This window comes from Streptomyces sp. GESEQ-35 (assembly GCF_017948485.1).
In the GTDB taxonomy this organism is placed as follows: domain Bacteria; phylum Actinomycetota; class Actinomycetes; order Streptomycetales; family Streptomycetaceae; genus Streptomyces.
Window position 1 is genome coordinate 156,880 of the sequence record NZ_JAFFSX010000009.1, and the last position, 21,293, is coordinate 178,172.

Consider the following 21,293-nt stretch of genomic DNA (forward strand, 5'->3'; position numbering starts at 1 on the left):
TAGGTGTGAGGCTTCGAAGCTAGCAGCAGGCGGATCTCGGCGGGAGGCCCTGTGGAAAACCGAGCGCCAGACCCTGTGGAAAACTCCGGCGGCCCCCGCGACCGGCCTCGCGACCGGCCCCTCAGCGGCCGCGTCGCCGTCGTCACCGGCGGCACCCGCGGTGTCGGCGCGGGGATCGCGAAGGCGTTCGTCGAGGCGGGCGCTGAGGTCGTCACGTGCGCGCGCCGGCCGCCCGAAGACCCGGTCAAGGGAACCGAGTTCGTGCCCGTGGACCTGCGGGACCCGGACGCCGTACGCGCCTTCTTCGCCGGACTGCCCCGGCTCGACGTGCTCGTCAACAACGCGGGCGGCGGCCCTTACCGGCGGCTGGCGGACGCGGGAGCCGAGCGGCACGCACGGGTCGTCGAGCTGAACCTGATCGCCCCGCTGACGGCGTCCCTCGCCGCGTACGAGCACCTCCGGCAGGCCCGTGGCGCGGTCGTCATGATCGGCAGCGTCAGCGGCAGCCGCCCCTCGCCCGGCTCGGCGGCGTACGGCGCGGCCAAGGCGGGCCTGGAGAGCCTCGCGCGTTCGATGGCCGTGGAGTGGGCGCCTGAGGTCCGGGTCAACACCCTCACCGTCGGCATGGTCCGCACGGAGCTGTCCCATCTGCACTACGGCGGCGAGGACGCCATCGAGGCGGTCGCCCGCACGGTCCCGCTCGGCCGCCTCGCCGAACCCGCCGACATCGGCGCCGCCGCGGTCTTCCTCGCCTCCGACGCGGCCGCCTACATCAGCGGGGCGAGCCTGCTGGTGCACGGGGGAGGGGAGCGGCCGGCGTTCCTGGATGCCGCAACTGCCAACAAGGAGACGTGAGATGAGCGCGGCGAAGAAGGGCGCCGTGTGACGAGGTCCGGCGAAGAGGTGGGTCGTGTGACGAGAACCGGTAGCGCGAGGGCGATGAGTCGACAAGGAGACGGGATATGACCGGAATCTGCGACGGACGGGTCGTGATCGTCACCGGCGCGGGCCGTGGCCTCGGCCGCGCCCACGCGCTCGCGTTCGCCGCCGAGGGCGCGCGAGTCGTCGTCAACGACCTCGGGGTCGGCCTGGACGGCACGCCGGGGCCCGACAGCCCCGCCGCCCGAGTCGTCGACGAGATCCGCGCCGCCGGCGGTGAGGCGGTCGCACACGGCGGCGACATCGCCACGACCGACGGCGCCATCTCCCTGATCCGGACCGCCCTGGAGACGTACGGCCGGCTCGACACCCTCGTCAGCAACGCGGGCTTCCTGCGCGACCGGATGCTGGTCAACCTCGACGAGAACGACTGGGACGCCGTCGTACGCGTCCACCTCAAGGGTCACTTCCTGCCGCTGAAGCATGCCGCCGCGCACTGGCGTGCCGAGGCCAAGGCGGGCCGTCCGCCCAACGCCCGGATCGTCCACACCAGCAGCGGAGCGGGGCTCCTCGGCTCGGTCGGGCAGGGCAACTACAGCGCGGCGAAGGCCGGGATCGTCGGGCTGACGCTGGTCGCGGCGGCCGAGCTGGAGCGGTACGGCGTCCAGGTCAACGCGATCGCTCCGGCGGCCCGGACGCGGATGACGGAACGCACCTTCGCCGACACCATGGCGGCCCCCGACGCCGGCTTCGACGCCATGGCCCCGGAGAACGTCTCTCCCCTTGTCGTCTGGCTCGGTTCCACCGCGAGCGCCGGCGTCACCGGGCGCGTCTTCGAGACCGAAGGCGGGCGGATCACGGTCATGGAGGGCTGGCGTGCGGGGCCGACCGCCGACAAGGGGGCGCGGTGGGGTGCGGGGGAGGCGGGGGAGACGGTGCTGAAGTTGCTGGAGGAGGCGGAGGTGCCGGGACCTGTTTACGGGGCGTAGCGAAACTCCCTCAAGGGGCGCGGGGAACTGCGCGACCAGCCACAACGCACCCGCAGACAAGACACCACCCCCAATTCAGGTATCGCACTCCAGCACCGTCCGGCACAAGGAACACCGCGCCCGCATCCGCCCCCGCACCGGCACCCTGATCCGCTGGTGGCAGGTCGGGCAGGGGAACGTGACGCGGAGGTGGCCGCCGCCGTCGGGGCTGAAGGTGTAGGGGACGCCGGTCTGGGGGCCGTGGGCGTGGCGGCGGTCGCGGGCGTAGCGGCGGCGGCCCGCCCAGCCGGCCGCGGTCAGCGGGGGCTGCTGCTCGTCCTGGCGGGCCTGGACCATGCCCTTCGTGTACGCGGTGTAGGCCTGCGGGCTGGTGAACCACACGGACGGGTCCTCGCCGAAGACCAGGGAGCGCTTGGCCAGGACGTAGCCGAACTCCTCCGGCGTCAGATAGCCGAGCTTCTGCGACGACGCCGCGTCCTCCCGGTAGGCGTCGAGGAGCAGCCAGCCGGCACCCAGATACGTCGTCGCGGTGTCCGTGAGGATCTCGTTGTCGCGGGTGCCGGGGAAGGACAGGTCGAGGCGGTGCAGATAGACATGCATGATCTCGTGGGCGAGGGCCGCGCCGATATCCCGCCGATGCGTACGGAAGCGGTCGTTCAGTTCGATGAAGTACTCCGGGCCCGCGGTGAGTTCGACGTTCGCGGCGTGCTTCATCTCCCGGAAGCTGACGATCACCCGGGCGTCCGGGAGCCGGTAGTGCCGTACCAGCTCCCGGGCCACCCGCTGGGCGCCCAGATACAGCTCGTCGGTGTCGCAGAACGCCACGTCGACGGGGGCCACGCTGGTCGGGAACGTCTGGACGGTGTCGTACGACAGCCGCTTGTAGAGCGCGGTGATCGAGGCCCGCACCGTCTCCAGGTGCGGGTAGCCGTGCTCGACCGGACCGTCGTTCGCCACGCCCGTACCCCCAAGACGCCCTCAACCCGATTCCACTCTACGAGGGTATGAGCGGATTCCGAGGGTCGGTTCCCAGGCGAAGCCCGGCCTGCGCCGACGGCCCCTCGAACTCCAGCACCCACACCTCGTTGACGCCCTCCCGCAGCACCGGGCCGGGGACGTACAACGACCGCTGCGGGCCCGCCGACCAGTAACGCCCCAGGTTGAAGCCGTTGATCCACACGAACCCGCGCGTCCAGCCCGGAAGCTCCAGACAGGCGTCCCCGGCGTCGCGGACCGTGACCGTACCCCGGTACAGGCCGGGGGCACCCTCCCCGGTCAGCGGCTCGAAAGGCACGCCTGACACCCCGGCGTCGAAGGCGTCCAGACGCAGTCCACGCGCGCGTACCCCGTGCAGGAACTGCCGCTCGTGCAGGATGCCCCCGGTGATGCCCTTGGGCTCGCCGCTGCGGGGGCCGTAATTGACCCTCCCCAGGGACTCCACCCACAGCTCCACGCGCGCGTGCCCGGCAACGGGCTCCTTGAGCCGCTCGTCGCCCTCGGTGAGCACCCCGGCGCGCTCCCCGTCGACGTACACCACCGCCAGATCCCGCAGCCCGCGCGCGATCAGCGGATACGGCTGCCGCGGCCCCGGCACGGTGACCTCGTACCGTACGACACCCCGGTCGACGTCCAGCTCCTCGAAGGAGGGCGGGACGGGAGACGTCGTCTCGGGGCCGCCGAGCGTCTGAAGTACGGCGCTCAGGGGCGCGAAGTCCGCGAGGTCCACGTCGGCGGGGGCGCCCAACGGCGCTGGTGCGGGCGGGGGTTCGGGCAGGGGACCGTCGGCGTACGCGGCGAGCACCTCGCGCAGGCGCCGGAACTTCTCAGTGGTGCGGCCGTACTCGTCGATCGGGGCGTCGTAGTCGTACGAGGTCACGTCCGGCTCCAGCGGCCCGTCGTGCATGTCGCCGCCGCCCCGGTTGGCGCCCGCCCAGCCGGCGAAGCTGGTGCCGCCGTGCGCCATGTAGAGGTTGACCGAGGCACCGCACTCCAGGATCTCCCGCAAGGTTTCGGCCGCGTCGTCGGCGTCGCGTACGGCGTGCTCCCCGCCCCAGTGGTCGAACCAGCCGCACCAGAACTCCATGCACATCAGCGGACCCTGGGGACGGTGCCCTCGGAGCGTCTCGAACGCCACGCGCGCGTGGGAGCCGAAATTCACCGTGGCGAGTACCCCGGGCACGGATCCGCCGGTGAGCATGTGGTCCTCCGGGCCGTCCGAGGTGAACAACGGCACCGTGACGCCCTCGTCCCGCAGCACGTCGGCCAGGCGGCGCAGATACTCCGCGTCCGAGCCGTAGCTGCCGTACTCGTTCTCGACCTGCACCATGATCACCGGACCGCCGCGGTCGATCTGCCGGGGCACCACCTCCGGCAGCAGCCGGCGGAACCAGTCCTCCACGGGACGCAGAAAACGCTCGTCACGCGTGCGTGGATGTCCCGGCACCCAGTGCGGCAGCCCGCCGTTCTCCCACTCGGCGCAGATGTAGGGCCCCGGCCGGACGATCGCCCACAGGCCCGCCTCCCGGGCCGCGTCCAGGAACCGGCCGAGGGCGTCGACGTTCCGGAAGCTGCCGGGGGCGGGCTCGTGCAGATTCCACGGGACGTACGTCTCCACGCAGTTCAGGCCCAACGCCCGCAGCATCGCCAGCCGGTGCCCCCACTGCGCCTCGTGCACCCGGAAGTAGTGCAGCGCGCCGGACAGCAGCCGCACCGGCCGCCCGTCCAGCAGAAAATCCGTGTCCCCCACAGTGAACTCGCTCATGCAGCCACCCTCACCCCTGGCGGCGATCACGTCCATGGACAAAGATCGGCGCTGCTTGGACGCAAACGGCACGGAGTGGAGGCGACCGCGGATGTACCACACCTGGATGCGGTTCTTCACGCCCGGCCCCGCCCACCTCCGGCTCGGCCTCGTCTGCCTCGGCGTCGGCCTCCAGTACGGCGCCCTGCCCACCGTGGGACCGCGCACCCTCGACAGCCACGTCGCCGTGGTGATCAGCACGGGCGGTGGCTGGTACGCCGGCCCCGACGGCCGCCGTACGACCGTCACCGCGCCCGCCCTGCTGTGGCTCACGCCCGGCGTCCCGCACCACTACGGGCCCGACCACGACACCGGCTGGGACGAGGGCTTCGTCGGCTTCGCCGGGCCCGCCACCGCCACGTACACCGAACTCGGCTACATCGAACCCGGCCGCCCCGTGGTGCCCCTCTCGGATGCCAGCGGCCCGCGCGGCGTGATCGGCCGCATCGCGCGTGCCGCCCGCCGCGACAACCCGCTCCTCGAAGTGGAGACCGGCGCCGCCGTCCACGAACTCCTCGTCGCCCTGCGCCGCGCCCGCGCCGACCTCACCCCCGACGGCGACCAGGTCCTCAAGGCGCTCGCCCGCGATGCCTGTCTGCCGATGTCGGTCGCCGACCACGCCGCCCGGCACGGCATGACCACCGCCGCACTGCGCACCGCCGTCCGCCGCGGCGCCGGCTGCTCACCCAAGGACTACCTGCTCGGCATCCGCCTCGGCCGCGCCAAGGAACTCCTCGCCGGCACCGAACTCCCCGTCGCCGCCGTTGCCCGCCGCGTCGGCTACGACGACCCCGCCTACTTCTCCCGCCTGTTCACCCGCCGCGTCGGCATGCCTCCCGTCCGCTTCCGCGCCCAGGAGGGCCGCGCCGTCCCCGGCGGCTGGAGCGACCGCGTCCCCGACCCCGACGACCCGCCCGTCATCGATCGCACGCACACCCCCTGAGCGGCTCCGGGGAAGTTCAGGCACGCCCTCACGCCGCCCGGCACGCTCCCCCACTGCCTTGAGGGCGTGGGAGGTGCCCCCACTCCCCGCACCGGCCAAAGGCCCAAGCAGCTCCGCTATGAGGGCCTTCGTCCGGCACTCGCCCAGCCTTCGTCCGGGGACCCCCAGAGCACGCACCGAACGACGCGGAACGCACCCGCACTTCCCCGGAGCCGCTCAGCCACAACTGGCCGCCTTTCACCGCCGTGATGAACGGCCGCCGGGGTGCCCCGTAGGGTTTTGCCCATGACCACCAGCAACACCGGAACCGGTGACGTCGACCCTGCGGTCCGTGAGGAACTCGCCCGGCTGCGCGACAGCATCGACAACATCGACGCGGCCGTCGTCCACATGCTCGCCGAACGCTTCAAATGCACCCAGGAGGTCGGCCACCTCAAGGCCGCCCACCGGCTGCCGCCCGCCGACCCCGCCCGCGAGGCCCGGCAGATCGCCCGGCTGCGGGCGCTCGCGGAGAGCGCCAAGCTCGACCCCGCATTCGCTGAGAAGTTCCTGAATTTCATCATCGGCGAAGTGATCAGGCACCACGAGAGCATTGCCGAGAACGGCTCCGCACCGGCGGCCAATTGACCTCGGACTACGCCACTGGGGCGTGACACGCGGGCCCGTGAGGTGCATGCTGCGCGGTGCACTCCTTGTCAGCTGACGAGCACGCCGCGTCAGCGCCCGGACATAAGCTGGTTGTCCACGCGGGAGGGAGGCCGGGCCATGCCGTCGGAATCCAAGATCCTCATCGTCGACGACCATAAGGACACGCTGTACGCGCTGGAGAGCGCCCTGGCGCCGCTGGGCTATCTGCTGGCCCGCGCCACCAGTGGCGACGAGGCGCTCAAGCACGTGCTCCGCGGCCAGGTCGGCCTGCTGCTGCTCGACGTGTGCATGCCCGGCGTCAGCGGCGTCGACGTGGTGCGCTACATGCGGCGCGTGGAACAGACCCAGCACATTCCCGTCATCCTGCTCACCGGCTTCGGCGCGGACCAGGAACTGACCTCCACCGCCTTCGGACTCGGCGTCGCCGACCTCGTCATGAAACCCATCGACCCCTGGGCCCTGCGCACCAAGGTCCGCTACCTGTACGACACCCACCAGCGCCACCTCGCCGTCGAACGCGAGGTCCGCGAACTGCGCGCTCTCCTCAAGGACCTGTCCTCGCGCCCCGCCCTGCCCCACCCCGATGCCCGCGTACCGAACCAGCGGCCCCCGGGAGCACAGACCGGAAGACTCGAGCAGGGCCGGACCTAGTCGGCGCACGAGCGCACACGGTCCGCGTTGTCCGCGGGCCGCCCGGACATAGGCCGCGTACCGATCCGGCCCTGTGCGTTGTCAGTGGCATCAGGCAGCATGTCCTGCATGTCCGTACTCACGCGCGACGAAGCGCAGACCCGTGCCCAGCTCCTCGACGTCCACCGCTACACGATCGAACTCGATCTGACGACCGGGGACGAGACCTTCGACTCCCGTGTGGTCATCCGGTTCACCGTGCGCGGGGACCAGGCGGCCGCGGACACCTTCGTCGAGCTCAAGCCCGCGGAGCTGCGCTCCGCCACCTTGGACGGACAACACCTCGACCCGCACACCCTCGACGAGAACCGGCTGCCGCTGAAGGGCCTCACCCCCGGCGAGCACGAACTGCACCTCGACGCCGTCATGCGCTACTCCCGCACCGGCGAGGGCATGCACCGCTTCACCGACCCCACCGACGGTGAGACCTACCTCTACACCCAGCTGTTCATGGAAGACGTCCAGCGCGTCTTCGCCGCCTTCGACCAGCCCGACCTCAAGGCCGTCTTCGACCTCACCGTCAAGGCACCCGAAGGCTGGACCGTCCTGTCCAACGGCATCACCGAACACCTCGGCGAAGGCCGCTGGCAGGCGGCGGCCACCCCGCTGATCTCCACCTACCTCGTCGCCGTCGCCGCCGGCCCCTGGCACTCCGTGCGCACCGAACACCGCGGCCTGCCCTTCGGCCTGCACTGCCGCCGCTCCCTCGCCCCCTACCTCGACACCGACGCCGAGGAACTCCTCGAGATCACGCGCGCGTGCTACGACCGCTACCACGAGAAGTTCGACGAGCCCTACCCCTTCGACTCCTACGACCAGGCGTTCGTCCCCGAGTTCAACGCCGGCGCCATGGAGAACCCCGGCCTGGTCACCTTCCGCGACGAGTTCGTCTACCGCTCCGCCGTCACCGACACCGAGCGGCAGACCCGCGCCATGGTCATCGCCCACGAGATGGCCCACATGTGGTTCGGTGACCTCGTCACCCTCCGCTGGTGGGACGACATCTGGCTGAACGAGTCGTTCGCCGAGTACATGGGCTACCAGACCCTCACCGAAGCCACCCGCTTCACTGACACCTGGGTGGACTTCGGCGTCGTCCGCAAGGCCTGGGGCTACGACGCCGACCAGCGCCCCTCCACCCACCCCGTAGCCCCCGAAGCCGTCGAGGACACCGCCTCCGCCCTGCTCAACTTCGACGGCATCTCCTACGCCAAGGGCGCCTCCGCACTACGTCAACTGGTCGCCTGGCTCGGCGAGAAGGACTTCCTGGCCGGCATCAACACCCACTTCGCCCGCCACAAGTTCGCCAACGCGACCCTCGCCGACTTCATCGACTCCTTGGCCGGCGCCACCGAACGCGACGTCCACGCCTGGGCCGACGCCTGGCTGCGCACCACCGGCGTCGACACCCTCTCCCCCCGCATCGCCCCCGCCGACGACGGCACCTGCACCCTCACCGTCGACCGCGCGGGCAGCCGCCCCCACCACATCGCCGTAGGCCTCTACGACATCGACGCCACCGACGAGGGCCGCCTCACCCTGCGCACACGCTTCGACCTCGACGTCCCCGAGGCCGCCGGCCGGCCCATCGGCAAGCGCCCCGCGCTGCTCCTGCTCAACGACGGCGACCTCAGCTACGCCAAGGTCCGCTTCGACACCGACTCCTTCCGCGCCGTGCACACCGGCCTGTCCGGCCTGCCCGACCCCCTCACCCGCGCGGTCGTCTGGAACGCCCTCAGGGACGCCGTACGTGACGGCGGCAGCACCCATGGAGGGACGTCCCCCGAACCCCCGACGTCCCCCGCCGCCTACCTCGAGGCCGCCCGCACCCACCTCCCGCACGAGACCGACCTCGCCCTCGTCCAGGGCGTCCTCGCCTTCGCCTCCACCCACATCACCGACCGCTATCTCACCCCCGAGGAGCGCCCCGCAGCGCTGGCCACCCTCTCCGCCCTCTGCCGCGACCTGCTGCGCCGCACCGAGGACGGCGACAACCCCGGCCTGCGCCTGATCGCCGTACGCCACTTCATCGACGTCGCCGCCCACCCCGACACCATCGCCGCCTGGCTCGCCGACGGCACCGTGCCCGGCGGCCCCGACCTCGACCCCGAGCTGCGCTGGCGCGTCCTGGCCCGCCTCGCCGTCCTCGGGGCCACCGACGAGGCCGCCATCGCCGCCGAGCTGGAACGCGACCCCAGCGCCACCGGCCAGGAGGGCGCCGCGCGCTGCCGGGCGGCCCTGCCCGACCCGGAGTCCAAGAGCCGTGCCTGGGAGGCGATGTTCGCCACCGACGACCTCTCCAACTACCTGTTCATCGCCACCGCCCAGGGCTTCTGGCAGCCCGAACAGGCCGATCTCGTACGGGAGTACGTGCCGCGTTACTACGCGGACGCGGTCGCCGTGGCCGCCCGCCGCGGCCCCGCCATCGCCGACGCCGCCGGCCGCTGGGCCTTCCCCGCCCACGCCGTCGACGCCGACACCCTGCGCCTGGGCGAGGCCTGCCTGCGCGACGGCGACCCGATCCCCGCCCTGCGCCGCAAGCTGATCGACCAACTGGACGATCTGGCAAGGGCGTTGCGGGTGCGGGAGGCGTAGCAGCCGCTGTCGCCTGCGGGCGCGCGTGTCCGGGCGGTGACTCAACTCCCGGACACGCCCCCATAAACCCCGGCCCATGCCCCGCAGCGACACGTACCCCCTTTCGGGTTCAGATCGTTGGGCTTTTCGGGCGCCACCACGCAACCGCGTACAAGCTGGAACTCCCTCTGCCCGGCGCCCGGAGGACACCCATGAGTACGCTGCTGCCCCTCGCCTCGGAACCCCAAGGCCCCCACGCCCTGCGGCCGTTGCTCGACACCGTCCTCGACGCGCTCCGGGACGGCGGGCGGGCACGAGGCGGCCCGCTTCCCGCGGGAGGCCCGGACGCGGTCGCCGCGCGCATGCGGGACGCGGTGGGCGACGTACTGCCCGACGCGGGCGACCCGGACGCCCTGCGCGCCCTCGTGCACGCCCTCGCCGAAGGCGCCGCCGACCCGGCGCACCCCCTGTGCGCCGCCCATCTCCACTGCCCGCCCCTCGCCGTCGCCACCGCCGCCGACCTCGCCGTGTCCGCCCTGAACCCGTCGATGGACTCGTGGGACCAGGCACCGGCGGCGTCGGAGCTGGAGGAACTGGTGACACGAGCACTCGCGAACGAGGTCTACGCAGAGGTACCCAGGGGCGCGGGGCTGTATCGATATACGGCTCCGCCGCGATGGGGGTCCCCCCGCTCGAGCGAAGCCGAGAGTGGGGGAGAAGCCGAGAGTGGGGGAGCGATCGGCCCCCACCGGCCCGCAGCCGACAACGCACAGAACCACCCCGACGCCCTGGTCACCACCGGCGGCACCGAATCCAACCAACTCGCCCTTCTCCTCGCCCGCGAAGCACACGGCGGCAAGGTGCGGATGGTGATCGGTGCCAACGCTCACCACTCACTGCCGCGCGCCGCCTGGCTGCTCGGCCTGCCCGATCCCGTAGTCGTCCCCGCCCCCGCCGGCACCCTCGATCCCGCCGCCCTCGACGAAGCCCTCGGCACCCTCCCCGGCCCCCGCGGCTCTGTCGTAGTGGTCGCCACCGCAGGCACCACCGACGCCGGGCTCATCGACCCGCTCCCCGACATCGCCGCACGGTGCCGAGCCCACGGCGCGCGGTTCCACATCGACGCGGCCTACGGCGGCCCGCTTCTCTTCAGCCGCCGGCACCGCGCCCAGCTCACCGGACTGGCAGCCGCCGACACCGTCACCCTCGACCTGCACAAACTCGGCTGGCAGCCGGTCGCCGCGGGACTCCTCGCCGTCAAGGACGCCCGCGACCTCACCGTGCTGCACCACCACGCCGACTACCTCAACGCCGACGACGACACCGAGGCCGGCCTCCCCGACCTGCTCGGCCGCTCCCTGCGCACCACCCGCCGCCCCGACGTCCTCAAGATCGCCGTCACCCTCAAGACCCTCGGCCGGACAGGGCTCGGCGCGCTGGTCGACCAAGTCTGCGACCGCGCCCGCGAGTTCGCCGCACTCGTCGAGGAACACCCCGGCTTCGAGCTCTACGACGACCCCGCCATCAGCACCGTCCTGTTCCGGCCCGTCGCGGCCACCGACGACGCCGTCGCCGCCGTACGCCGAAGACTTCTCATCGACGGCCGCGCCGTCCTCGGCCGGGCACGACTCGGCGGCCGGCTCTGGCTCAAGGCGACCCTTCTCAACCCCGCTACCCGGCCAGGCGACCTCGCCGGGCTCCTGAAACTCGTGGAAGGAACCACCCCCCGATGACCCACCCCCCACACCACGAGCCCGACGCACCGCGCGACCTGGTCGGCATCGGCATCGGCCCCTTCAACCTCTCCCTCGCCGCACTCGCCCACCCCCTGGCCGAACTCGACGCCGTCTTCTACGACCAGCGCCCCGCCTTCGACTGGCACCCCGGTCTGCTCATCGAGGGCGCCACCGTCCAAGTCCCCTTCCTCGCCGACCTGGTGACCCTCGCCGATCCCGCCAGCCCCTGGACGTTCCTCAACTACCTCAAGGCCCGCGAGAGGCTCTTCCCCTTCTACTTCGCCGAGCGCTTCCACATCCAGCGCGCCGAGTACGACGCCTACTGCCGCTGGGTGTCGGAGAACCTCCCCGAACTCCACTTCGGCCACCAGGTCGACGCCGTCCGCTTCAACCCCGAACGCGACGTCTTCGAGGTCGACTTCACCCAGCTCGACAGCGACGGCGAAGCCGAGTCCCTCGGCCGGACGTACACGCGGAACATCGTCCTCGGCATCGGCACCGAGCCGTATGTCCCCGAACCGCTGAAACCCCTCGTGGAGGCGCCCGCCGTCCCCGTCATTCACGCCGCCGACTACGTCGCCCACCGCGACAGTCTGCTGGCCGCCGGGCACGTCACGGTCATCGGCTCAGGACAGTCCGGCGCCGAGATCTTCCTCGACCTGCTCCGCCACCGCCCCGCCGGCCGCGAGCAGCTCCGTTGGCTCGGCCGCACCGAGGCCTTCGCGCCCATGGAGTACTCCAAGCTCGGCCTGGAACACTTCACGCCCGACTACACCCGCTACTTCCACGCCCTCGCCGAACCCGTCCGCGACCGGCTCGGCACCTCGCAGTGGCAGCTCCACAAGGGCATCGACACCGACACCATCGCCGCGATCCACGCGGAGCTCTACCGCCGCACCCTGCACGGCGGCTGGCCCGACGCCGTCCTCACCCCCGGAGTCCGCGTCCGCACCGCGGGACGTGTGGCCACCACCAAGGTCGAGCTCCACGTCGAACACATCCAGCAGAACACCCGCTCCCGCCTCACCACCGACGCCGTCGTCCTCGCCACCGGCTACCGCGAACGTCCCCTCGACCGCATCCTCGCCGGCCTCGACCCCTACCTGCGCCGCGACAACCGTGAACGCCCGCGCATCGACGAACAGTTCCGTCTCGTCCTCGCCCCGACCGTCACCGGCTCCGGCTGCCAGGTCTACGTGCAGAACGCCGAACGCCACACCCATGGTGTCGGCGCCCCCGACCTCGGCCTCGCCGCCTGGCGCAGCGCCACCATCCTCAACTCCCTCACCGGCGAAGAGGCCTACCCCCTCCCGCGCCGCACCGCCTTCACCACCTTCGGCCTCGACCAGCAGCCCTACGTGCCGAACCCCCGCCGGGCGCCGGCACTCACGCCCCTGGTGCAGGGACGGTAGGAAAACCGCAACAGGGCGGCCCTCCTGTTGCAGCAACCGGCACGGGAAGGCCCCCTAAAGCTGTGTATGGCCTCTACAGTCACTCTGGTAACAGCATTTGCGGACACCTGTACGACCCGAGTGAAGAAGCGTGGAAGGAGACGAAAAAAAGGCCACTCGAATATTCCATGCCTCTCCCTGGCAACCGGACGCACTGATACCGTCCCGTCCATGTCGCTGCAACGGGGGCGTCTGATCTGGGCGATAGTTCTTTTCGGGGGAATGCTCCCCGTGATCTATTTCCCGGCGGACGATCATTTCTTTCGCTTGGTGATCGACTTATTGGCGCTGTCGGCCGCGGGAATCCTGTTCCTCGCGATGCGTGCCATGACGCACCGGCCCGCACCAACTCCGGCGGCAGGGCAGCAGGAGTGGCTCACCGCGCCGAACGGCGTGCACCGGCCTCCCCCCACCCGCCCCGCGCCCGCCGCAACGTCCGCGTCCTTGCCCCGAACCGCCGCCGTCACGTCCGTGCCGCGCTTCGGGGCCGGATCGAAGGCCCAGCGTTTCCCCTGGGTACTGCCCGTACGGCCGGCCTCCTCCGGTGTCGCCGCCGACGAGGCATCGCTCGGCGACCTCGCCGTACGAGCCGCCTCACTCGTCGGCCCGGGACACCGCTGCCAGGAGCCCGCCACCGCCCGCCAGGACGCCTACCGCCTGGCACGGGACGCGGCCGGCGACCACCTGCTGCTGGCCATCGCCGACGGAGTCTCCAGCAGCAGCCACGCCGAACTCGGGGCCGCCGTCGCGGCGAGCACGGCCATCACCTACCTCCGACGCCAACTGGACCAGCCCGACGCAGCGGTACGGCTGTCGGCCGCGGAACTCTTCGAAGAGGCCGCCACGGCGATGCGGCGCGAGGCCGGGCGGCGCGGGCTGGACCCCGCCGACGTCTGCGCGGTCCTGTTCGTCGCCGTCATCCCCACCCGGCCGGCCGTCCCGTCCGGCGAGCGCACCATGTGGGCCGCCTGGCTCGGTGACGCCTCCCTGTGGCGGCTCGACGACCGGCGCTGGCGCCACACCGCGGGCGACCGCAAGGAGGCCACGCACGGCTACGACTCCAACGCCGTCACCCACACCCTCCCCGCCGACCCGCAGGCCGCCCGCGAGACCCAACTCGCCCTGCGCCCCGGCGACGTGCTGTCACTCGTGTCCGACGGAGTCGGCGACGGCCTCGCAAGCATCGAGGAACTCAACACCTATCTGGCGGACCACTGGCAGCTGCCGCTGCCCATCGCCTCCTACCTCAACGACGTCGGCTTCGACGCCGAACGGTTCCTCGACGACCGTACGGCCGTCACCGTCTGGATCGACCCCGACGCCCGCTCCCGGCCCTACGACAGCCCCAACGCACCGGCCGGTGCGAGGCACGCCGCTCAGGAAGGGTGGCCGTCGTGACCACGGACTCCTCGGCGTGGGCCGTGCTCCCGGTCACCTCGCTGGCCGACCTGGGCGCCCTCGGTGAACAGATCGCCACGAACAACGGCCAGAGTTCCGAAGTGACCCGCGTCAGCCACCACGGCACCGGGCCCGACCTGCTCTTCAAGCGTTACAAGGAACCGCTGGGCGACACCGACAGCGACCGGCTCGACGAGCTCGTCGCCTTCGGCCGCTCCGACGCGGCCGCCGGCCGCCCGTCCCGCGAGGTGCTGCTGAGCCGCACCTCATGGCCCGTCGCCCGCGTCACCGACGACACGTCCGCCACCGTCGGCTGCCTCATCCCGATGGCCCCGGACGCCTTCCGCTCGGACGGCGGCCGATACCGCGAGATCGACACCCTGGCCCGCCCCGACGCGCGGCTGGCGAGAAACGGCGGCACCCCGCCGACCCCCGAACAGCGCATCACCGCCTGCCAGAGCCTCGTCGGCATCGCCGTCGCACTGGAGCAACGCGGGCTCGTCTACTCCGACTGGAACTACGCCAACGCCTTCTGGAACCCGGCCGACCACTCCGTCTACCTCATCGACATGGACGGCTGCGCCAAGGGCACGGGCACCGACATCCACCAGCCCGGCTGGCAGGACCCGCGGGCCCGGACCGGTACGCCCGCCGACCTGAGTACCGACCGCTACCGGGTCGCGCTGCTGACCGCACGCTGCCTCACCGGCGAGCGCAACCTCGCGGAAATGCTTCACACACTCGACGACCCGCCGAACGGCGTCCCGCGCAAGGTGGCCCAGCTGCTCCTCGACATGCTCTGGGCCGAGAACCGCGAGACCAGGCCCCCCAGTTCGGCGCTGCTCGCCGCGCTGCGCGACGGCCCCGAGCTCAGGTTCTCCGTAGTGCGCGCCGAGTTGCCCGAGCGGCCACCCGCCCGGCGCAGCGACACGGCGGAGCCGCTGAAGTCGGTCATCACCAAACCGGTCAGGTCCAGCGCCTCGTCCCGGCCCGAGGACCCGGACCAGTCGTTCCTGGACCCCCGGGGGGCCTGGGCCATCGGGGTCCTGTTCGCCGTCATCGTCATCGTGGTGATCGTCATCGGCGTGGCACAGGGCTCCTGACGCCGGGCCCGACAGGACGTACCCCGGACTTTGCCCCGGACGCACCCCGGGCCAACGCCCCCACCCCATCAGATCAGCAGAAGAGGAACGCGGATGAACACCCAGGACGACGCGATGCCCGGCGCGGACACCAACGCCTACCGCATGCGGCAGAAATGCCTGCCGACCTATCTCGTGATCGACGCCTCGACCTCGATGCAGCCGCACCAGGACACCCTCAACCGGACTCTCGCCCAACTGCACGCCACCATCTCCGAAAGCCCCCGGGTCTCCGAATTCGCTCACATGTCCCTCATCGCATTCGCCAGCGACGCACACCTGATCATCGAAATGACCGACCTCGATCGCATTCAGGCGATGCCTGAAGTCGTGTGCAACGGGCGTACGAATTACTCCGCGGCATTCGATCTCGTCCGCAGCCGCATCGAAACGGACGTCGACGATCTGCGCGGCATGGGCATGGCCGTCCTGCGCCCGGTCGTGTTCCTCCTCACCGACGGCCTTCCGACCGACGACGGCTGGCACGACGCGTTCCGGCGACTGGTCAACCGCTCCTGGTCCCGGTACCCGCACGTCATCACCTACGGCTTCGGCGCCGCCGACCCGGACGTGCTCGGCAAGGTCGCCACCAAGGCCGCCTTCCTCGCCGACGCGGACACCGACCAGGACCACGCCCTGCTGGAGGCACTCGGCAGCCTCCTCAACTCCCTCGTCGCCTCCTCACGCGCGGGAGAGATGCAGATACCCCGATCCGCTCCCGGGTTCACCGCACAGCCGGTCAGCGAGGAGTACCTGACCGTCCCGGCCGAGTACATGGACTGATCGCCATGTCCGCCCGCCGCACCACCCGGTCGCCCGACCGGCTCCTGCTCACCGCCACGGCCCTGGTCGCGACAGCGGTCATGCTGCGCCTGCTGTCCCCCGACAGCCAGGCCGACGCAGGAACCGAGCCGTCACCCACCCGCTCCGGCTCCACACAGCACAAGAAACCCGGACCACCCGTCCCACGGCCCACCACATGGACCTCACACAACCCGCAACAGCCCCCGGCCGACCTGCCCGGTTCCTGACCGGCGACCGGCGACCGGAAGCCGACGCGGCACCACCCCACGCACACGCCCCATGACGAGAGGAGGCAGCCGATCATGACCAGCCCGACCCTCCAGTGCCCGCGCTGCGGAGCCGCCAACGACCGCAACTACACCACGTGCTCCGGCTGCGGCACCGTACGCGTCATCAACCCCACCGACGGAGCACACCCGGCCGCACCCGCCAGACCCGCCGCACCGCCCCAACCCCGCACCGCCCCACCGCTCAACGTCAGGACCCACCCCACCGTCGCCGCACCCCAGACGCCCCCCGCGCCCCGCTTCGCCCGCGACATCACCCGCTACCTGTGCACCGCCGTCCACACGGACACCAAGTTCGCCCGCCATGCCGTCGAGCAGATCGTCGAGGAACCACGCCGCGCCATCGCCTCCTCGCCGGGCGTCGACCTCGGCTGCGTACTCAGACACGCCCTGGCAGCCCGCCGCCGCCAGGTACGGCGGGACGTCGTACTCGCCCTGCTGCTCCTGGCCGTGGTGATCATGCTGCCGTTCCTCTCCTTCGCAGCACTGGTCCTGGGCTACCTCGTGGCCTGGCTCATCGTCGCCGTCGAATCCCTCTCGGTGCACTACGGCGTCGTCGCCGGACAACTCAGCCGAGAGAACTTCAACCCGGACCAGGCCCCCCAACCCCTCAGCTCCGAGAAGCGACGCCGCATCGAGGCGATCGAGACACGCGACCGGGGCAACGTCGTCGTCTCCTCGCTCTACGCCCCCTTCATCGGCTACGGACAGACGACCAGCACCTGGTCCTTCGCCCTCGACACGGCACGCGCCGAAGAGGGCAAACAGGTCATCCCCTTCACCGTCCACGAGATCAACGACCATCTCGCCGCCCGCGTCGGAGACCTGAAGCTGCCCGGCGTCCACGTCGAGAACCTCCTGCTCGTCAACGGCAAGGACCTGCTCTACGGCGTCGACGACCGAACCCGGACCGAACTGCTGCCCGACACCGCCGGACCACCCAGCGCGAAGGTCTCACCGGACCTGATGCACGAGCTGCGCGAGGACGGCAAGGGCCGCGCCCGCCCCTACCTCTCCATCCGGGTCACCGGCTGGAGCGGCGAACTCGCCACCACCTTCTTCCTCAGGTGCGCACTGCTGTCCGACCGCAAAATGCTCTTCATCGAAGGCAGCAGCTCCCTCCTCGCCCCCGTGCGCGAGCGCTACCGCATCGCGGACCAACTGCTCGGCTCACCCACCTTCCGCCAGTGGTGGACCCTCGTCAGCCAAGCCGGAGTCCGCGCGCCGGCAGTACTGATCGGATCACCCTTCTCCGTCATCGCAGGCCTGTTCGCACCGCTCAACGAACAGAGCAAGCAACAACGCCAGGCACGGGAGATCCGCCACCGCACCTTCAACTACGGCGCATCCTTCAGCCTCAGAGACGCCGCGAGCGACCAGCTCTACTACCGCTACTTCCAGCAACTCGACCGCGAGTTGTACGTGAAGATGGTCGAACACCGGGTGCTCGACGCCCTGGTGGAGTTCCTGGAAGACCACAACATCGACACCAGCGAACTGATCCAGCGTCAGACCACCATCAACAACACCGGCCTGTACGCGGGCGGCAACGTGACACTCCAGGGCTCCGCCGTAGGCGTCGGCGGCAGCATCGCCGGAGTCTTCCGGCGCGGCCAGACGACCGGCGGCCCCGGAGGGCCCGCCGGGCCAGGACACGCCGGCGCCCCCGCCGCCACCCCACCCGCGAACCAAGGAAGGTGACGACATGCCAGAAACCGGCAACAACAGCGGCATCAACGCCGGCGGCGACCTCCACATCGACCGCAGCGCGGTCGCCGTCAACCACTCGTCCGCCACCGTCGGCCCCGCGGACGAGCCCGACCGTGACGCCGCCATCGCCGAACTCCGCACCGCCGTAGGACTGCTGCTGGAACAACTGCGCAGGTACCAGGACCAGTACGAGGACGGCGCGGAACTCGTCCAAGCCGCCGAGCACGTCGACGAGGAACTCGCCCAGGACGAGCCACGTCGCACCGCACTCCTGCGCTGGCTCGGCTTCATCGCCCCCGGCGTCCAGGCCACCGCCGCGATCGCGGGCGACGTGGCCGCCATTCAGGACAGCGTGACCAGCCTGCTCTGACACCACGCGCAAGGCCGGCGGCAGACACCACCGGCCTTCGCGCGCCCCCAGCCCGACGCACTAGAAAACAGGCGTGCCCTCACGGGTCAGCTTCCAGTCCACCGACGCAAAGTCCTTCGGATCCAGCTCACCCTTCGCGGTCACCCACTCCGCGATCCGCGTCCGGATCTCCGTCGACTCCGACCACAGCTCCTGCGCCGACGCCACGTGCGGAAACGCCCCGCCGCCATTCGCCCGGTAGTTGTTCACCGCGAACACGAACTGCTGCGCATCGTCCAGCGCGACACCGCCGTACGTCAGATTCTTGATCCGCGAACCCGCCGCCTGCGCGATGTCGATCTCGTACGCCAGCCCCGACACATAGTCGTAGTTGTAATCCGGACGGTTGCCCGCGTTCGTCAGCTTCTCCACGTCGACCGTGGCGTCCGCCGCCGTCTGCACGAAATACTCCGCCGAAAACTCCAGGTACGCCTTCACCTGCGCACCCGTCATCAGCTTCGCGACCAGCGTGTTGTCGTACACATACAGGCCCGACAGATCCCGGATCGTCACATCACCGGCCGGGATCTGAGACGTCCGCGAGAACGGCGACGCCTGCGCGATCACCGGCAGCGACGCGTACTCCGTACTCGCCAGCGCCGCCTTGACCACGTCCTCCTGCACCTTGGTGATCAGATCGATGATCGGCGCGTCCTTGTAGCGGGCATCCACCGTCGTCAGCGTCTCGGTGGCCGTACCGACGACCTGGTTGACGTACTCCACGACGATGTCGTGCTCGTCCTTCAGCAGCTTGGTGATCCTCGGATCGTCGGCGACCGTCTTCGAGTCACGCACCGACGCCTTCACCGACTCGACCGTCCAACGGCCCTTCTCCAAGACCAGCTCGAAGTCGAACAGCGACAAGCGCTCCGCATAACACAGCGGCTCCGACAGCACGACCGTCTTGCCGGTCTTCTCATTCGTGACCAGCAGCTCCGCGATCTCCGTGTGCGCGTGCCCCACCAGAATCGCGTCAATACCCGGCACCTGCTGCGCCACCAGAGCGGACGAGTTCTCGACGTACGGCAGCTGGTCACCGTACGACGACGTACCCGACGAACCGGAGTGCGCCGACACCACCACCACATCCGCGCCCATCGACCGCAGCTTCGGCACCCACTTCGCCGCCTGCTCCTCCAGACCCGGGAACGTCAGCTTGCCCTCGACATACGCCTTGTCCCAGATCGCGATCCCCGGGTTGGTCAGACCGAGGACGGCGACCTTGACCGGCGGCGCGCCCTTCACATGGAACTTCTTGATGAAGTACGGCGGGAACGCGGGCTTGAGGGTCTTCGCGTCCAGCGCGTTCGCACCCAGCAGCGGAAAGTCGCACTGCTCCTCGAACTTCCGCAGCGTCTCGATACCGTAGTTGAACTCATGGTTGCCCAGCGCCACCGCGTCATACCCGATCGCGTTCATGGCCTGCGCCATCGGGTGGACCGGACCACCCTTCGCCGTGATCGGGTCCACCTTGGCGTAGTAGTACGTCAACGGAGTGCCCTGAATCGTGTCGCCCGCGTCCAGCAGCAGCGTGTTACAGCGGCCCTTCTCCTCCCGGACCTGATTCACCAACGTCGAGATCCGGGCCAGACCCTGCGCATTGCCCTTGGCGTCGGTGTACTCCGCGTCCTTGAAGTAGTCCCAGTTGAAGACATGGCCGTGCAGGTCCGTCGTCCCCATCACCGTGAACGAGTACCGCTTCGCCGACTTCGGGCCCTTCCTCGCCTCCGCGGCCTCGGCCGCCGGAGCCGCCGCCGCGCCGGCCAGCGCGACCCCCGCTCCCGTCACGGCGGACTTCTTCAGGAACTTCCGACGGTTCAACGGCATCTCTCGACACTCCTCGGGCCACGGTCAATGACGCGCGTAGACCGAACACGATCGACGACGCGCGTAGATTCTGACCCGGACATGCCGACCAGCAACAGGCCCCGCAGGTTTCGATCTGATGACCCCACCTGTGAACTCGCCGACCCTGCAAGCGAGTAAGACATGCCAGAGTGGGACGTATGACCACCCCAACCCCAGACGAACCCCACCCCGCCGTCCCCTACGGCACCCCCGACGCCCCCCGCATCGCCGTCCGCGGCGAAGCCCGCCTCGAAGTCGACCCCGAAATCGCCCGCATCGGCATCACCGTCGCCTCCCGCGGCAAAGACCGCCGCACCGCCCTCGACGACCTCACCCGCCGCAACACCACCGTCCTCGACCTCATCAAGACCTACGGCGACACAGTCGAACACCTCGAAACCGGCTCCTTCTCCATCAACCCCGAACTCAAAGAACACGGCCGCGGCGAACGCATCCACGCCTACCACGGCCGCGTCCGCATCACCGCCGAACTCACCGACTTCACCGCCCTCGGCGAACTCACCACCCGCCTCGCCGACCAAGAACTCACCCGCGTCGACGGCCCCTGGTGGGCCCTCCGCCCCGACTCACCCGCCCACCGCCAAGCCCGCCAGCACGCAGTCAAGGAAGCAGTCCAGCGCGCAAGGGAATACGCCGAAGCACTCGGCACCACACTCGCGGCCCTCGTAGAGCTCGCCGACATCGGAGCCGAAAACGCCGAGCCCTACCCAGTCGCCGGCAGCGGCCGCATGCGCTCCGCATCCTTCGCCGCCGAAGACACCGCCGCCGCCCTCGACCTCGAACCCCAACGCCAACGCGTCTACGCCCAGGTCAACGCACGATTCACCATGACACCGCCCCGCCTCTGACCCACCACCCCGCACAACCGGACCCCGTAAATGCGCGACAGGCTCCGAAATGCTCATCGGAGCGCCCCGGCGCACAATTCAACACTTGTCAATAGCCCTTCACGCAAAGGTTGTTG

At 70.5% G+C, this 21,293-nt stretch carries 18 protein-coding genes; 15 read left to right on the top strand and 3 right to left on the bottom strand.

Annotation, left to right across the window (positions count from 1 at the left end; genetic code table 11):
* Positions 1-75: 75 nt before the first annotated feature.
* On the top strand, positions 76-855 hold the full coding sequence (locus tag KCH87_RS19615; RefSeq protein ID WP_210587457.1) for an SDR family oxidoreductase: 780 nt from the start codon (positions 76-78) through the stop codon (positions 853-855).
* 107 nt (positions 856-962) lie between these two features.
* A complete protein-coding gene (locus KCH87_RS19620) occupies positions 963-1,868 on the top strand; it encodes an SDR family oxidoreductase (RefSeq protein ID WP_210587458.1) in 906 nt (301 codons plus the stop codon).
* 75 nt (positions 1,869-1,943) lie between these two features.
* Here the strand turns inward: KCH87_RS19620 and KCH87_RS19625 are convergent, their stop codons facing one another.
* Together KCH87_RS19625 and KCH87_RS19630 are read right to left on the bottom strand one after the other, a co-directional pair.
* Entirely contained in the window at positions 1,944-2,825 is an 882-nt protein-coding gene (locus KCH87_RS19625; RefSeq protein ID WP_210587459.1) for a hypothetical protein, read from the bottom strand.
* Positions 2,826-2,862: 37 nt separating this feature from the next.
* The gene (locus KCH87_RS19630) at positions 2,863-4,629 is read right to left on the bottom strand and encodes a beta-galactosidase family protein (protein WP_210587460.1); all 1,767 of its coding nucleotides are present in this window, start codon (positions 4,627-4,629) and stop codon (positions 2,863-2,865) included.
* Positions 4,630-4,720: 91 nt separating this feature from the next.
* Here KCH87_RS19630 and KCH87_RS19635 point away from each other — a divergent pair, with 91 nt between their 5' ends.
* The 12 genes from KCH87_RS19635 to KCH87_RS19690 all read left to right on the top strand — a co-directional run bounded on the left by KCH87_RS19635 (position 4,721) and on the right by KCH87_RS19690 (position 18,421).
* Entirely contained in the window at positions 4,721-5,611 is an 891-nt protein-coding gene (locus tag KCH87_RS19635; RefSeq protein WP_210587461.1) for an AraC family transcriptional regulator, read from the top strand.
* Between the two features lie 285 nt (positions 5,612-5,896).
* The gene (locus KCH87_RS19640) at positions 5,897-6,238 is read left to right on the top strand and encodes a chorismate mutase (RefSeq protein WP_210587462.1); all 342 of its coding nucleotides are present in this window, start codon (positions 5,897-5,899) and stop codon (positions 6,236-6,238) included.
* Between the two features lie 138 nt (positions 6,239-6,376).
* Positions 6,377-6,910 (top strand): two-component system response regulator, encoded by a 534-nt coding sequence (locus tag KCH87_RS19645; RefSeq protein ID WP_210587463.1) that lies wholly within the window; start codon positions 6,377-6,379, stop codon positions 6,908-6,910.
* Between the two features lie 108 nt (positions 6,911-7,018).
* Positions 7,019-9,544 (top strand): aminopeptidase N, encoded by a 2,526-nt coding sequence (gene pepN / locus KCH87_RS19650; RefSeq protein ID WP_210587464.1) that lies wholly within the window; start codon positions 7,019-7,021, stop codon positions 9,542-9,544.
* 191 nt (positions 9,545-9,735) lie between these two features.
* Entirely contained in the window at positions 9,736-11,256 is a 1,521-nt protein-coding gene (locus KCH87_RS19655) for an aminotransferase class V-fold PLP-dependent enzyme (RefSeq protein ID WP_210587465.1), read from the top strand.
* Positions 11,253-12,671 (top strand): lysine N(6)-hydroxylase/L-ornithine N(5)-oxygenase family protein, encoded by a 1,419-nt coding sequence (locus tag KCH87_RS19660; RefSeq protein ID WP_210587466.1) that lies wholly within the window; start codon positions 11,253-11,255, stop codon positions 12,669-12,671. Before KCH87_RS19655 ends, KCH87_RS19660 begins: the two co-directional genes overlap by 4 nt.
* A gap of 309 nt (positions 12,672-12,980) precedes the next feature.
* The gene (locus KCH87_RS19665; RefSeq protein WP_210587467.1) at positions 12,981-14,108 is read left to right on the top strand and encodes a protein phosphatase 2C domain-containing protein; all 1,128 of its coding nucleotides are present in this window, start codon (positions 12,981-12,983) and stop codon (positions 14,106-14,108) included.
* Complete coding sequence (locus KCH87_RS19670; protein ID WP_210587468.1) at positions 14,105-15,211, top strand: hypothetical protein; 1,107 nt, start codon at positions 14,105-14,107, stop codon at positions 15,209-15,211. Before KCH87_RS19665 ends, KCH87_RS19670 begins: the two co-directional genes overlap by 4 nt.
* Positions 15,212-15,304: 93 nt before the next feature.
* Positions 15,305-16,033, top strand: coding sequence for a VWA domain-containing protein (locus tag KCH87_RS19675; RefSeq protein WP_210587469.1), 729 nt, complete (start codon positions 15,305-15,307; stop codon positions 16,031-16,033).
* A 5-nt stretch (positions 16,034-16,038) separates the two neighbouring features.
* Positions 16,039-16,281 carry a hypothetical protein gene (locus KCH87_RS19680; RefSeq protein ID WP_210587470.1) on the top strand — a complete coding sequence of 81 codons (243 nt, stop codon included), beginning with the start codon at positions 16,039-16,041 and terminating at the stop codon, positions 16,279-16,281.
* Between the two features lie 75 nt (positions 16,282-16,356).
* Positions 16,357-18,042, top strand: a complete 1,686-nt coding sequence (locus KCH87_RS19685; RefSeq protein ID WP_210587471.1) for a TFIIB-type zinc ribbon-containing protein — start codon at positions 16,357-16,359, stop codon at positions 18,040-18,042.
* Positions 18,043-18,046: 4 nt separating this feature from the next.
* Entirely contained in the window at positions 18,047-18,421 is a 375-nt protein-coding gene (locus tag KCH87_RS19690) for a hypothetical protein (protein WP_210587472.1), read from the top strand.
* A gap of 60 nt (positions 18,422-18,481) precedes the next feature.
* Here the strand turns inward: KCH87_RS19690 and KCH87_RS19695 are convergent, their stop codons facing one another.
* Complete coding sequence (locus tag KCH87_RS19695; protein WP_210587473.1) at positions 18,482-20,287, bottom strand: bifunctional UDP-sugar hydrolase/5'-nucleotidase; 1,806 nt, start codon at positions 20,285-20,287, stop codon at positions 18,482-18,484.
* A 179-nt stretch (positions 20,288-20,466) separates the two neighbouring features.
* Here KCH87_RS19695 and KCH87_RS19700 point away from each other — a divergent pair, with 179 nt between their 5' ends.
* Entirely contained in the window at positions 20,467-21,177 is a 711-nt protein-coding gene (locus KCH87_RS19700; RefSeq protein ID WP_210587474.1) for an SIMPL domain-containing protein, read from the top strand.
* The last annotated feature ends 116 nt before the right edge of the window (positions 21,178-21,293 follow it).